This window comes from Variovorax sp. DAIF25, assembly GCF_050711835.1.
Taxonomy (GTDB): Bacteria; Pseudomonadota; Gammaproteobacteria; order Burkholderiales; family Burkholderiaceae_C; genus Variovorax.
The window spans coordinates 72,823-84,703 of record NZ_CP136636.1; the positions used below are offsets into that span (position 1 = coordinate 72,823).

10 protein-coding genes are annotated in these 11,881 nt (G+C 72.3%); 3 read left to right on the top strand and 7 right to left on the bottom strand.

What is annotated here, in order from left to right; translation table 11 throughout:
• Nucleotides 1–46: 46 nt before the first annotated feature.
• Entirely contained in the window at nucleotides 47–472 is a 426-nt protein-coding gene (locus R0232_RS00380) for a hotdog fold thioesterase (RefSeq protein WP_093343687.1), read from the bottom strand.
• Nucleotides 473–574: 102 nt separating this feature from the next.
• Here R0232_RS00380 and R0232_RS00385 point away from each other — a divergent pair, with 102 nt between their 5' ends.
• Nucleotides 575–1,894: a hypothetical protein gene (locus R0232_RS00385; protein ID WP_431510900.1), complete on the top strand. Its 1,320-nt coding sequence runs from the start codon at nucleotides 575–577 to the stop codon at nucleotides 1,892–1,894.
• Here the strand turns inward: R0232_RS00385 and R0232_RS00390 are convergent.
• The 3 genes from R0232_RS00390 to R0232_RS00400 all read right to left on the bottom strand — a co-directional run bounded on the left by R0232_RS00390 (nucleotide 1,891) and on the right by R0232_RS00400 (nucleotide 5,122).
• A complete protein-coding gene (locus R0232_RS00390) occupies nucleotides 1,891–3,279 on the bottom strand; it encodes a tripartite tricarboxylate transporter permease (RefSeq protein ID WP_177239342.1) in 1,389 nt (462 codons plus the stop codon). The two genes, R0232_RS00385 and R0232_RS00390, sit on opposite strands and share 4 nt — an antisense overlap.
• Nucleotides 3,276–3,731, bottom strand: coding sequence for a hypothetical protein (locus R0232_RS00395; protein WP_296788478.1), 456 nt, complete (start codon nucleotides 3,729–3,731; stop codon nucleotides 3,276–3,278). The genes R0232_RS00390 and R0232_RS00395 overlap by 4 nt, the downstream gene beginning before the upstream one ends.
• Before the next feature lie 101 nt (nucleotides 3,732–3,832).
• Nucleotides 3,833–5,122, bottom strand: coding sequence for a hydroxymethylglutaryl-CoA reductase, degradative (locus tag R0232_RS00400; RefSeq protein WP_431510901.1), 1,290 nt, complete (start codon nucleotides 5,120–5,122; stop codon nucleotides 3,833–3,835).
• Nucleotides 5,123–5,265: 143 nt separating this feature from the next.
• Here R0232_RS00400 and R0232_RS00405 point away from each other — a divergent pair, with 143 nt between their 5' ends.
• A complete protein-coding gene (locus R0232_RS00405) occupies nucleotides 5,266–6,690 on the top strand; it encodes a PLP-dependent aminotransferase family protein (RefSeq protein ID WP_431510902.1) in 1,425 nt (474 codons plus the stop codon).
• Here R0232_RS00405 and R0232_RS00410 read toward each other — a convergent pair whose 3' ends face one another.
• The gene (locus R0232_RS00410) at nucleotides 6,691–8,217 is read right to left on the bottom strand and encodes a class I adenylate-forming enzyme family protein (RefSeq protein ID WP_431510903.1); all 1,527 of its coding nucleotides are present in this window, start codon (nucleotides 8,215–8,217) and stop codon (nucleotides 6,691–6,693) included.
• Nucleotides 8,218–8,255: 38 nt separating this feature from the next.
• Nucleotides 8,256–9,047, bottom strand: a complete 792-nt coding sequence (locus R0232_RS00415) for a crotonase/enoyl-CoA hydratase family protein (protein WP_431510904.1) — start codon at nucleotides 9,045–9,047, stop codon at nucleotides 8,256–8,258.
• A gap of 79 nt (nucleotides 9,048–9,126) precedes the next feature.
• On the opposite strand from R0232_RS00415, the gene R0232_RS00420 reads away from it, so the two are divergent.
• Nucleotides 9,127–9,933, top strand: a complete 807-nt coding sequence (locus R0232_RS00420; protein WP_431510905.1) for a PaaX family transcriptional regulator — start codon at nucleotides 9,127–9,129, stop codon at nucleotides 9,931–9,933.
• A 138-nt stretch (nucleotides 9,934–10,071) separates the two neighbouring features.
• Here the strand turns inward: R0232_RS00420 and R0232_RS00425 are convergent, their stop codons facing one another.
• Entirely contained in the window at nucleotides 10,072–11,880 is a 1,809-nt protein-coding gene (locus tag R0232_RS00425; protein ID WP_431510906.1) for a feruloyl-CoA synthase, read from the bottom strand.
• Between the last annotated feature and the right edge of the window lies 1 nt (nucleotide 11,881).

Here is an 11,881-nt window from a genome sequence, read left to right on the forward strand (position 1 = left end):
TTGTCTCCTCGTGTCGTGGTCCAGGCTTGTAGGGTGCCGGTCGTGCTCAGCCGCGGGGCTGGAGCACCGCCATTGTGATGCGCGAAACGCAGGTCAGCTCGCCCGCCTCGTTGGTCAGGTCGATCTGCCAGACCTGGGTGCTGCGCCCGCGGTGCACCGGGCGGGCGGTGCCGATCACCCAGCCGCTCGAGGCCGATCGGATGTGGTTGGCGTTGATGTCCAGGCCCACGGCGCGCTCGCCGTCGGGCGCCGAGTAGTGGGCGCCGCACGAGCCCAGCGTCTCGGCCAGCACCACCGACACGCCGCCGTGCAGGATGCCGTAGGGCTGGCGCGTGCGGTTGTCGACCGGGCAGCGGGCGCGGATGAAGTCGTCGCCGACCTCGAGGAATTCGATGCCCAGGTGTTCCACGGTGGTGCCGACGTGGCTTTGGGTCAGGGCCTCGACCGAGATGTCTTTCTTCCAGATGCGCATGGCGTGCTCGTCTTTCGTCTTGGTGTGCTTCAAAAAGGGTGGCGGAAACTATAGCGACGGCGGCTGACATCGGCAGTCGCCTAGGCGTGCTAGCTTGCGTGGATGAAACCCCTCTCCCGGCGCGTCCGGTTCTGGCTCGCCGGCTCGGCCCTGGTGCTGCTGGCGGGCGCCCTCGCGCTGTGGGGGGCCGCGCGCTGGCTGCTGCCCAGCGACGCCGAGGTGTCGCAGCGCATCGCCGAGGGCTTCGAGAAGCACTACGGCATCGGCCTCAGGATCGGCGGCGCCCACTGGTCGCTGCTGCCCATGCCGGTGCTGGTGCTGACCGACGTCGCCACCGACCAGCCGCGCCCGGTCACCGTGCACCGCATCGCGCTGCGGTTGCAGCTCGCGCCGCTGTGGAAGCGCGTGGTCGCGGCCGACTCGCTCGAGGTCGAGGGCGCGGTGCTGCCCGGAGAATCGATCCGCGCCTTCCGCGGCCGCGCGCCCGAGACCATCGAGAAAGGCCGGATCGCCCTGCCCGCGCCCTGGACCCTGGCCGAGACGCCGCTCGAGCGGCTGCGCTGGCGCGACGTGCGCTGGATCGACCGGCGCGACATCGAACTGGCCTACGACGGCCAGATCGACTTCGACCCCGGCTGGCGCCCGCGCCATGCGCTGGCCGAGCGCACGCAGGCCTCGCCGCCGGCCCGGCTGCGGCTGGACCGCGAGGGCCGCAACGACCGCTGGCAGACCCGCATCGACGTGGCGGGCGGCAGCTGGAACGGCGTCAGCCGCTTCGAGACGCTGGACAACGGCCGCTTGCGCGTGTCGGCCGAGCTCGCGCCGCGCGACGTCGACATCGAGGCGCTGGTCCAGACCTTCGGCCGCCGCACCTTCGTGGCCGGCAAGCTGCACGGCCAGACCACGCTGACGGCCGAGGCCGACAAGGCCGGCGCCCTGATGCGCGGCCTGCGCACGCGCACCGTGTTCTCGGTCAGCCCGGCCACCCTGACCAAGCTCGACCTCGCCAAGGCCGTGAGCACCGCCGGCATCAGCCGCGGCGGGCGCACCGCGCTCGACGAGCTCAGCGGCACGCTCGACACCGAGGCCACGCCCGACGGCACCGTGCTGCGCTACACCAACCTCAAGGCGCGCTCGGGCGTGCTCACCGCCAGCGGCAACGTGCGGCTGTTCAACCGGCGCATCCAGGGCGATGCCGCGGTCGACCTGATCGACGGCGTGGTCGGCGTGCCGCTCAAGATCGGCGGCACCCTGAGCGATCCCGAGCTCTCGCTGACCGGCGGCGCGCTCGCGGGCGCGGCCGTCGGCAGCGCGGTGCTGCCGGGCGTGGGCACGGCGATCGGCGCGCGCGTGGGGCAGCAGGTGGAGCGGCTGTTCGGACTCGACGAGCCGCCCGGCTCGAAGAAGAAACCCAAGCCCTAGCCGATCGCCTTGAGCACCGCGGGCACCGTCAGCACCGCCGTGTAGTAGCCCATGAACTGCACCCCGGTGTTGAAGCCGATGGCGCGCGACAGCAGCCCGCCGAGCAGGCCCATGGTGAGGATCACGAACAGCCCCAGCAGCTGCCCTTCCCAGACGCTGATCACCACGATCAGGCCGACGAAGGTGGCGATGATCGCCTCGTGGCTGACCTTGCGCGAGACGAACAGCGCCGCGCGGCGCGCGAAGTTCATGGTGAAGGGATAGGCCACCAGCGCCGCGAGGATCACCGCCAGCATGCCGTAGCCCAAAAATTCCCAGTGGCTCAGCAGGTTGTGCAGGTTGTGGGTCTGGCCGGTGGCGGCGTCGATGGTGAACACCGGCGGCGCATTGAACAGCGGCGCCGCCGGGCCCGCGGCCACCGGGCTCAGCGGCAGGCCGATCGCGATCAGCGGGATCAGCGCCTCGGCCACGTAGGTGGCCTCGGTCACGCCATTGCGCGCGGCCAGCGTGGTGGTGAGCCGGTGGTAGGCATGCTTGATGCGCGAGCCGACCAGCTCGCCGAGCACCACCGTCATCGCGACCGGGCTGAACACGAAGGTGGCGCTCGAGATGGTGGCGGTGGCCAGCGTCCATTTCACTTGGCCACGGTCGAGCACCTTGAAGGGGTTCGGGAAGTAGCCGCTCCAGCCCTTCACGTCCGGCGCCAGCGAGAAGGTGCGCACCTTCTCGCGCGCCATGCGCGCCCTGGCCGTCGGCGACAGCACCGAGAACAGGTCGGCCACCAGCGGCCCGATCGCGATGCCCAGGAAGTAGCTGATGCTGAGCTTCACGCCGTACTTGGCGGTCAGCGACTGCAGCGCCACGATCACGATCACGAACGGCACCAGCGTCGCCACCGAGGCCCAGCGCCCGCTCGAGAACCAGGCGATGGCGACGGCCGCCACCACGAAGATCCACGGCGCCGCCTTGGTGATGGCCGCGCCGTAGGGCGCGAGCAGCACCGCGAACAGCACGGCCAGCGGCACCGCGACGAAGGCCGCGATGATCGCGCCCGACACCATCTTGCGCAGCGCGATGTGCGGCACGCCGAGGTTGCGCAGCATGTTGGCGTCCTGCAGCAGCGGCGTGGCCATGGTGTCGCCCGGAATGCCCAGCAGCGCGGTCGGCACCGCGTGCGTCATGTGCTTGGCCACCGCGGCCGCGAGGAAGAAGGTGAACACGCCCTCGGGCGGCACGCCCAGCAGCACCACCAGCAGGGTCAGCGGCGCGAGCGTGGTGGTCTCGTCGGTGCCCGACACCAGGCCGATGGCGGCGAACACCACGGCGCCCACGAGGCCCATGCCGGTGGCGACGAGGATCTGGTTCAGCAATGCGGCGTCGATCACGAGGCGGCTCCTTCGGCGGCGGCGCGCGTGCGCGGGCGGTGGTTGGCGAACAGGTCGTGCAGGCCCAGCTCCTGGAGCTCGCGCAGCGCGGCGGGCGGCAGGTCGCTCATCGCGCCCAGGTCGCCATGCTCGCCGGCCAGTTCGGCCAGCACCTCCTCGCGCCAGCGCGGGTCGGCCGCGCCGCCTTCCACCACCTCGCGCTTGGGCGCGAACAGCAGCGCGCAGATCAGGCCCGCGATCACGCAGCCCGCGAGGCCCGCCAGCATCGCGTAGGCACGTGCCAGCTCGGGCGAACGCACGGCGCCCGCGAGCAGGCGGTTGGCCAGCAGGAAGCCGGCCAGGCTCACGGCGATGCCGATCGCGATCGCGCCCGCGAGATGGCGCAGGTCCGCCGTGTCGCCCCAGATTTCCACCAGGCGCCATCGCGCCTGCGTCGTGCCGTTCGGGTTCATTGCTTGTCTCCGTTCTTGCTGGTGTGACGGCACGCGCCCCGCGTGCCGCCGCGGTATCGGCCGCGGTCCGTGGTGCGGGACCTTCCCGCGATTGCTGAGCTTCAGTGCCTGGCGCGCAGGGCTTCGAGCAGTGCCACCGCGCGGTCGGTGCGCACGTCGTGCTCGGTGGCCATCTGTTTGGCGACGGCATCGATCTCGTCGCCCGTGGCACCGGCCACCAGCGCGATGTTTCGCGCATGCAGCGCCATGTGGCCGCGCTGGATGCCCTCGGTGGCGAGCGCGCGCAGCGCGCCGAGGTTCTGCGCCAGGCCCACGGCCACGGCCACCTCGCCGAGCTCCTGCGCCGACTGCACGCCGAGGATCTTGAGCGCCAGCCGCGCGAGCGGGTGGGTCTTGGTGGCGCCGCCGACCAGCCCCACGGGCATCGGCATCTCGATGGTGCCGACCAGCGCGCCGCTCCTGTCCTTCTCCCAGGTGGTGAGCGAGCCGTAGCGGCCATGGCGGCAGGCATAGGCATGCGCGCCGGCCTCGACTGCGCGCCAGTCGTTGCCGGTGGCGACGATCACCGGGTCGATGCCGTTCATGATCCCCTTGTTGTGCGTGGCCGCGCGGTAGGGGTCGACGGCCGCGAAGGTGTAGGCGTCGAGCACGCCCTCGACGATCTCCTCGCCGCCGCGCTCGGCGGTCTTGAGCACCGCGGGCGTGAGCCGCACGCGGGCGCGCGCCAGCCGCAGGTCGGCCAGGTTCGAGAGGATGCGCAGCCGCACCGTGCCGCCCGTGAGCTGCTCGACCAGCGGCGACACCGCCTCGGCCATGGTGTTGACGGTGTTCGCGCCCATCGCGTCGCGCACGTCGACCACCAGGTGCAGCACCACCATCGCGCCGCGCGGCGTGTCCTCGAACACGTGCACCTCGATGTCGCGGCAGCCGCCGCCCAGGCCGATCAGCACCTTGTCGCGGCTGTTCGCCACCTCGAGGATGCGATCGCGCGCGCGCAGCAGCGCCAGCCGCGCGCCGTGCGGATCGCCCAGGCCCAGCAGCTGGACCTGCGCGCGCATCAGCGGCCCGCTGCTCGAGGCCTCGAAGCCGCCGCCCTCGCGCGCCAGCTTGGCCATGAAGGAGGCGGCGGCCACCACCGAGGGCTCCTCCACCGCCATCGGCACCAGGTACTCGCGGCCGTTGACCGTGAAGTTGCCGGCCACGCCCAGCGGCAGCTCGAAGGTGCCGATCACGTTCTCGACCATGCCGTTGGCGCGCTCGATGCCGAGCGCGCCGGGCGTGGCGAGCAGCGCCTTCTCCTCGGGCGTGAGCGCAGCGGCCTGCGCGATGTGATCGAGGCGCTGCGTGGGTGTCAGGGCTCGGAAATTGGGGAGGCGGGCGTCGGCGACCATCGTTCGTGCTTCGGTTCGTGCAAGGGGTGGATTCGGAAGCGTGCGAATCTAGGCCCGCTGTACCAGCCTCGGCAGGCACAGTTTCGCGGGACAGTCGGGACAGTGCGGCGCGTCCAGTGCCCGCCGTGTCACAGTCGCTGGTCATGAGCGTTCTCTCCAGCCGCGGCCCGCGCGCCGCCCCCATCGCCGATTCGCTCGCCGAGGCCCTCGCGCGCCAGATCGCCAGCGGCGCCTACAAGGCCGGCGACAAGCTGCCCTCGCTGCGCGAGCTCGCGCAACTGCACGGCTATGCCAAGAACACCGTGGTGGCGGCCTTCGAGAACCTGGTCTCGCGCGGCCTGGTCGAGCCGCGCCGGGGCTCGGGCTACTTCGTGCGCGCGCAGCCGAAGCCCGCGGGCGCCAGGCCGCCCGAGGACGATGCCGGCAGCCTGGGCCGCGCGATGGACATCGTGTGGCTGATGCGCGAGCAGCTCAAGACCGAGCCCGACGCGGTGGCCGTGGGCGACGGCTTCCCGCCGGTCGAATGGCTGGCCGACGTGCGGCTGGACAAGTACCACCCGAAGGTGGTGCGCACGGGGCTCGGCGCGCTGTTCCGCTACGGCAGCCGCTTCGGCTACGGCCCGCTGCGCGAGCACCTGGTGCGCAAGCTGGCCGACTTCGGCATCGGCGCCGAGCCGCGGCAGATCGTGCTCACGCACGGCGCCAACGAGGCCATGGACATCGTCATCCGCTACTTCGTGCCGCCCGGCGGCAAGGTGCTGGTCGACGATCCCGGCTACTACCCGCTGTTCGGCAAGCTCAAGCTCGCGGGCGCGCAGATGCTCGCGGTGCCGCGGCTGGCCGACGGGCCCGACCTCGAGGTGCTCGAGCAGCTGCTGGTGGCCGAGCGGCCGCGCCTGTTCTTCACGCAGTCGCTGGCCCACAACCCGACCGGCTCCGACATCTCGCCGGCCAAGGCCTTCCGCGTGCTGCAGCTGGCGCAGAAGCACGACCTGCTGATCGTCGAGAACGATCCGCTGGCCGACTTCAAGCCCACCGCGCTGCCGCGCCTGGCGGCGCTCGACCAGCTCGAGCGCACCATCTACATCGGCAGCTTCTCCAAGTCCTTCTCGGCCGCGCTGCGCGTGGGCTTCGTCGCCTGCGGCGCCGACCTCGCGAGCGACCTCGCCGACCTCAAGGCGCTGATCCACGTGAGCAGCTCCGAGTACGCCGAGCGCACGGTCGATGTGATCCTCAGCGAGGGCCATTACCAGCGGCACCTGAACCGGCTGCAGAACCGCCTGGGCGAGGCCACGCGCGAGGCGCTGCGCTTCTTCGATGCGGTGGGCGCCGAGGTGTTCGCGCGCAGTCCGCAGTCGCTCTATGTCTGGGCCGCGCTGCCGGGCGTGGCCGACTCGCTGGCCTTCGCAAAGGAACTGCTGCCGCGGCGCATCGTGATGGCGCCGGGCCGCATCTTCAGCGTCGATTCGACGCAGGTCTCGCGCTGGTCGCGCTTCAACGTCGGCGCCATGGCCGACCCGCGCTTCGCGAAGGCGATGCGCGCCACGCTCAAGCGCGTGGGCGGCTGATCAGCCCCGGTGGCGCTCGCGCAGCGCGCGCCGATCGAGCTTGCCGACCGCGGTCTTCGGAATCTCCTCGGCGAAGATCACGCGCTGCGGCTTCTTGTACGAGGCGAGCCGCCCGGCCACGTGCGCGATCAGCGCCGCCTCGTCGATGGCCTGCCCCGCGCGCGGCACCACCACCGCCGTGACCACCTCCACCCACTTCTCGTGCGGCAGGCCGATCACCGCGCACTCGCGCACCGCGGGGTGCGTCATCAGCGCATCCTCGACCTCGCGCGGATAGACGTTGTAGCCGCCGCTGATGATCATGTCGGAGGTGCGGTCCTTCAGGTGCAGGAAGCCGCGCGCGTCGAACACGCCGACGTCGCGCGTGCGCACCCAGCCTCCCGCGACGAAGGTCTCGGCATTGAGCGCGGGTGCATCGTGGTAGCCCGCCACGGCCGAGGGCGCGCGCACCGCGATCTCGCCCGGCGTGCCGGCGGGCACCTCGTTGCCGGCCTCGTCGACCAGGCGCATCTCGACCTCGAGCGCGGGCTGGCCGCAGGCGCCCAGCAGTTCGTCGACATGGTCCTCGGGCCGCAGCACCGCGAGGCACAGCGGCACCTCGGTCTGGCCGTAGTACTGCCAGAAGCGGTGCCGGCCCCAGGCCGCCATCGCGCGCTGGATCACGCTGCGCGGCATCGGCGAGGCGCCGTAGATCACGTAGCGCAGCGCGCTCACGTCGGTGGCCGCCAGTTCCGGGTGCTCGAACAGCATCTGCAGCATGGTCGGCACCAGGTTGATCGCCGTGATGCGCTCGGCCTGCAGCGTGCGCAGGAACAGGCCCGGCTCGAAGCCCGGCAGGATCACGGTGCGGCCGCCGCGCAGCCAGAACGGCAGCACGAACACGCCGCTGGCATGGATCAGCGAGGCCGCGTGCAGCATCGCGTCCTCGGGCGTGGCGTTCAGCAGGTTCAGCAGCACGTTGCGGCAGATCGCCGCGTACGAGGCCTGCGTGTGCTGCGCGGCCTTCAGCGTGCCGGTGGTGCCCGAGGTGAAGAGCGTGAGCACCACGTCGTCGGGCGAAGGCTCGAAGTCGGGCGCCGTGGCGGGCAGCGTCGCCGCCCGTGCGAGCAGGTCGGGCGCGCCCTCGAGCGCCGCGCCGATGCCCAGGCAGGCCAGGCCCGAGGCCGCCTCGCGCAGTGCCGCCGCGCGCTCGGCCAGGTCGGGGCCGAACACCAGGTGGGTGCAGCCGGTGTCGGCCAGCATGCGCGCATGCTCGGCCAGCGAGAGCCGCGCATTGAGCGGCACGCGGTTGATGCCGGCCTTCACGCAGGCGAAGTCCAGCGGCACGCTGTGCAGGCCGTTGTTGAGCAGCAGCGCCACGCGCGTGCGCGGCGCCGCGCCGGCCGCGTGCAGCGCATGCGCGAGCCGGCTGCTGAGCTGGTCGACCTCGGTGAAGCTCAGGCTGCGTTCGCCGAACACGATGGCGGTGCGCGGGCCGTGCTGCAGCGCGCCACGGCGGATCAGTTCGAGATAGGTGGGTGGGTGCAAGTCCGTGTCCCCTGTGTGTTCTTCGGGTGGGGGCGCGCTCAGCGCCCGAATTCGCCGTGCCGGCCCGCGCCGCCCGCGAAGCGCGCGGCGCCCGCCTCGCCCTCGGCCGCGACGATCGGCACGCCGCGCGCGCCCTCGCGGCGCAGCGCCTCGGCCAGCGGCAGGTCCCATTGCTCGAAGGCCGAGCGGCGGTCGGCCAGCATGCATTGCTGCGGGAAGGCGGCGATCTGGCGCGCCAGTTCCTGCGCCGCGGCCAGCGCGCCACCGGGCGGCACGACGCGGTTCGCGAGGCCCATGGCCAGCGCCTCGGCCGCGCCCACGGGGCGGCCGGTCAGGATCATGTCGAGCGCGCGGCCCATGCCCACCAGCCGCGGCAGCCGCACCGTGCCGCCGTCGATCAGCGGCACGCCCCAGCGGCGGCAGAACACGCCGAACACCGCGTCCTCGTCGGCCACGCGCAGGTCGGCCAGCAGCGCCAGCTCGAGCCCGCCGGCCACCGCGTAGCCGTTGATCGCGGCGATCAGCGGCTTGGACAGCGCCATGCGCGTCGGCCCCATCGGGCCGCTGCCGCCGCCCTCGGGGTCGAGCTCGTTGCGCCGCGCGGGGTCGCCGACGGCAGTGAGGTCGGCGCCGGCGCAGAAGTGGCCGCCCGCGCCGGTCAGCACCGCCACGCGCAGGGCGTCGTCGGCCTCGAAGCGCTCGAAGGCCGCGCGCAGCTCGGCGGCCACCGCGCCGTCGACCGCGTTGCGCTGGGCGGGCCGGTCGATGGTGACGGTCAGGATGGCGCCATCGGATTCGGCGCGTACACAAGGGGTTTGTTCGGATGCCATGGAGGGGCTCCTTCGGACACAAAATTACGGAATGGATCGGTCCCGGTCATCGTAGGAAACATTTCATCATTTCGCAAACATGGACAAGATATGTAATGTCTCCGTCAGCCTGCCGAGCGCGCCCGACCTGATCCTCGACCTGCTGGTGGCCGACGGCGGCACGCTGAGCTCGCAGGCGCTGTGCCGCGCGGGCGCGCTGCTGGGCATCGGCGAGACCACGATGCGCGTGGGCCTCACGCGGCTCGCGGCCGAGGGCAAGATCGCGCGCGGCGAGCGCGGCAACTACCGGCTCGAGCGCGAGGGCCCGGCGCTGTCGCGCGCGGTCGACGGCTGGCTGCACAAGCAGGCGCAGGCCGTCGGCTGGCGCGGCGACTGGCTGGCCGTGCACGACGCCGGCGTGGCGCGCGCCGACAAGACCGCCTGGCGCCGCCACGGCCTCGCGCTCTCGCTGCGCGGCTTCGCGCCGCTGCGGCCCGGCCTGCAGATCCGGCCCGACAACCTCGCGGGCGGCCTCGAGGCCGAGCGCCGCAAGCTCAAGGAACTGGGGCTCTCGCCGGGCGCGCCGGTGTTCCGGCTCGCCGACCTCGACGAGGCGGCGCAGGCGAGCGCGCGCCGGCTGTGGGACGTGCGCGCGCTGGCCGCGCAATGCCGCCGCCTGCAGGCCGGCCTCGAGCGCAGCGAACAGCGCCTGCGCACGCGGCCGCTCGAAACGGCCGTGCGCGAATCGCTGCTGCTGGGCCGCGCGGTCATCGCGCACCTGATCCGCGATCCGCTGCTGCCGGCCGAGCTGATGCCGCCCGAGCCGCGCGCCGAGCTGCTCGTGGTCACGCGCCGCTACCAGGACACGGCGCGGCAGCTGTGGCGGCAGTGGCTGGCGCTGCCTTGAGGGTCGGGATCGGACAGCCGAACGCAGAAGGAAGACCAAAGCGCGCAGAGGTCGCAGAAGGAGAACCCAAATCTGGTGTTCCTTCTGCGACCTCTGCGAAACCTTCGCGCCCTCTGCGTTCGGCTGTCCGATCCCGTTTCAGCTCAACCGCACCACCTGCGCATCCCCCGCTACGCGCGCATGCAGCCGCTGCACCTCGGCCGCGCGCCGCACCAGCACCGCGCGCTGGTTGATGTAGCCCTTGTCGGTGATCTCGCCCGCATCGAGGCTCGGCGGCTCGCTCAGCACCAGCGCGCAGGCCGGGCACTGCGAGGAGCCCGCGCCCTCCGCGCGCAAGGCGCGCAGCACGCCCGCGATGCGCTCGGCCAGCGCCTCGGGCGCGAGCGCCGCGCCCTGCGGGCTCGCGAACACCAGCATGCCGATCTCGTCGCGGTCGTGGCCCGTGAGCACCACGTCCTGCGCATGCGGTGCCAGCAGCGACACCAGCTTCACGCGCAGCGTGCCGACCGACACCCAGGTGCCGGTCGAGAGCTTGAAGTCCTCGGCCACGCGGCCGTTGAAGATCACGCCGCGCGCTGGATCGGCGGCATCGGCGAGAAAGCCCGCGTCGCCGAGCCGGTAGTAGCCCTCCGCGTCGAAGGCCTGCGCCGTCTCGCGCGGCGCGCCGCGGTAGCCGGGGAACACCGACACGCCCTTCACGCGCATCTCGAGCTTCTCGCCGTTGGGCACGAACTTCAGTTCCAGCCCCGGCAGCGGCGCGCCGATGCAGCCCGCGCCGTCGAGCTTCCAGTGCGCCGAGGTGATCGCGGGCGAGGTCTCGGTGGCGCCCCAGGAGGTGGTGAGCCACAGCGGCCGGTCGGGCCGCACGCGCTGCGCCACCGCCTCGAGCCGCTGCCAGGTCGAGGGCGCGAGCGCCGCGGCCGCGTAGAAGGCCAGGCGCAGGCGCGAGAACACCTCGGTGGCCAGCGCGTCGTCGGCCTCGAGGAAGGGCAGCAGCATGTCGTAGCCGCGCGGCACGTTGAACAGCAGCGTGGGCTTGACCTCGCGCAGGTTGCGCACCGTCTTCTCGATCAGGCCCGGCGCGGGCCGGCCCTCGTCGATGTAGAGCGCGCCGCCGTTCGCCAGCACCATGTTCAGGTCGTGGTTGGCGCCGAAGGTGTGGCTCCAGGGCAGCCAGTCGACCAGCACCGGCTTCTCGTGCGCGAGGAAGCGCCAGGTCTGGGCCATCATCTGCTGGTTGGCGCACAGCATGCGATGGGTGTTGATCACCACCTTGGGCTTGCCGGTCGAGCCCGAGGTCAGCAGGTACTTGGCATGGGTGTCGGGCAGCACCGCCTCGAAGGCCTGCATCACGGCGGGCGTCTCGGCGCTGGCGAGCAGCCGCGCGAAGTCCAGCGCGCCGGGGTGCGCGTCGGCGTTGCGGCTGAACACCGCGACCGCCTCCACGCCGCTGCCCGCGAGCGCGGCGCCGTAGGCCTTCGCATCCGAGGCATAGACCAGCCCCGGCCGCAGCGCGCGCAGCATCTCGTGCAGCCGCGAGGGGTCCTTGGCCATGCGCGAATAGGCACTCGACAGCGAGCAGGCCGCTCGGCCGATGTGCATCGTGGCCAGCATCAGCACCGCGTGGTCGATCGCGTTGTCCGACAGGATCACGACCGGCGCGTCGGCCGGCAGGTCGAGGTCGAGCAGGCCCTGCGCCACTGCGCCGACGGCCTGGCGCAGCGCGCGGTAGTCGAGCCGGCGCCAGTCCTCGCCGCTGTCGTCGCGCTCGGCGAAGGCCAGCGCCTCGGGCGTCTCGCGCGCCCAGCGCTCGATCCATTCGCCGATGCAGCGTGCATAGGGCCTCAGCGCCTGCGGCGAGCGCAGCGCGAAGGAGCCGTCGTCGAAGTCGATGCGCACCGTGCGGGGCGGGGCGATCAGGCTGTCGTCCTGGAGGAAATCGGTCATG

Excerpts from the sequence above, each read along its gene's own strand:
- R0232_RS00385 (WP_431510900.1), top strand. The coding sequence starts at position 575 with ATGAAACCCCTCTCCCGGCGCGTCCGGTTCTGGCTCGCCGGCTCGGCC.
- R0232_RS00405 (WP_431510902.1), top strand. The coding sequence starts at position 5,266 with ATGAGCGTTCTCTCCAGCCGCGGCCCGCGCGCCGCCCCCATCGCCGAT.
- R0232_RS00415 (WP_431510904.1), bottom strand. The coding sequence starts at position 9,047 with ATGGCATCCGAACAAACCCCTTGTGTACGCGCCGAATCCGATGGCGCC.
- R0232_RS00425 (WP_431510906.1), bottom strand. The coding sequence starts at position 11,880 with ATGACCGATTTCCTCCAGGACGACAGCCTGATCGCCCCGCCCCGCACG.
- R0232_RS00420 (WP_431510905.1), top strand. The coding sequence starts at position 9,127 with ATGGACAAGATATGTAATGTCTCCGTCAGCCTGCCGAGCGCGCCCGAC.
- R0232_RS00395 (WP_296788478.1), bottom strand. The coding sequence starts at position 3,731 with ATGAACCCGAACGGCACGACGCAGGCGCGATGGCGCCTGGTGGAAATC.
- R0232_RS00380 (WP_093343687.1), bottom strand. The coding sequence starts at position 472 with ATGCGCATCTGGAAGAAAGACATCTCGGTCGAGGCCCTGACCCAAAGC.
- R0232_RS00400 (WP_431510901.1), bottom strand. The coding sequence starts at position 5,122 with ATGGTCGCCGACGCCCGCCTCCCCAATTTCCGAGCCCTGACACCCACG.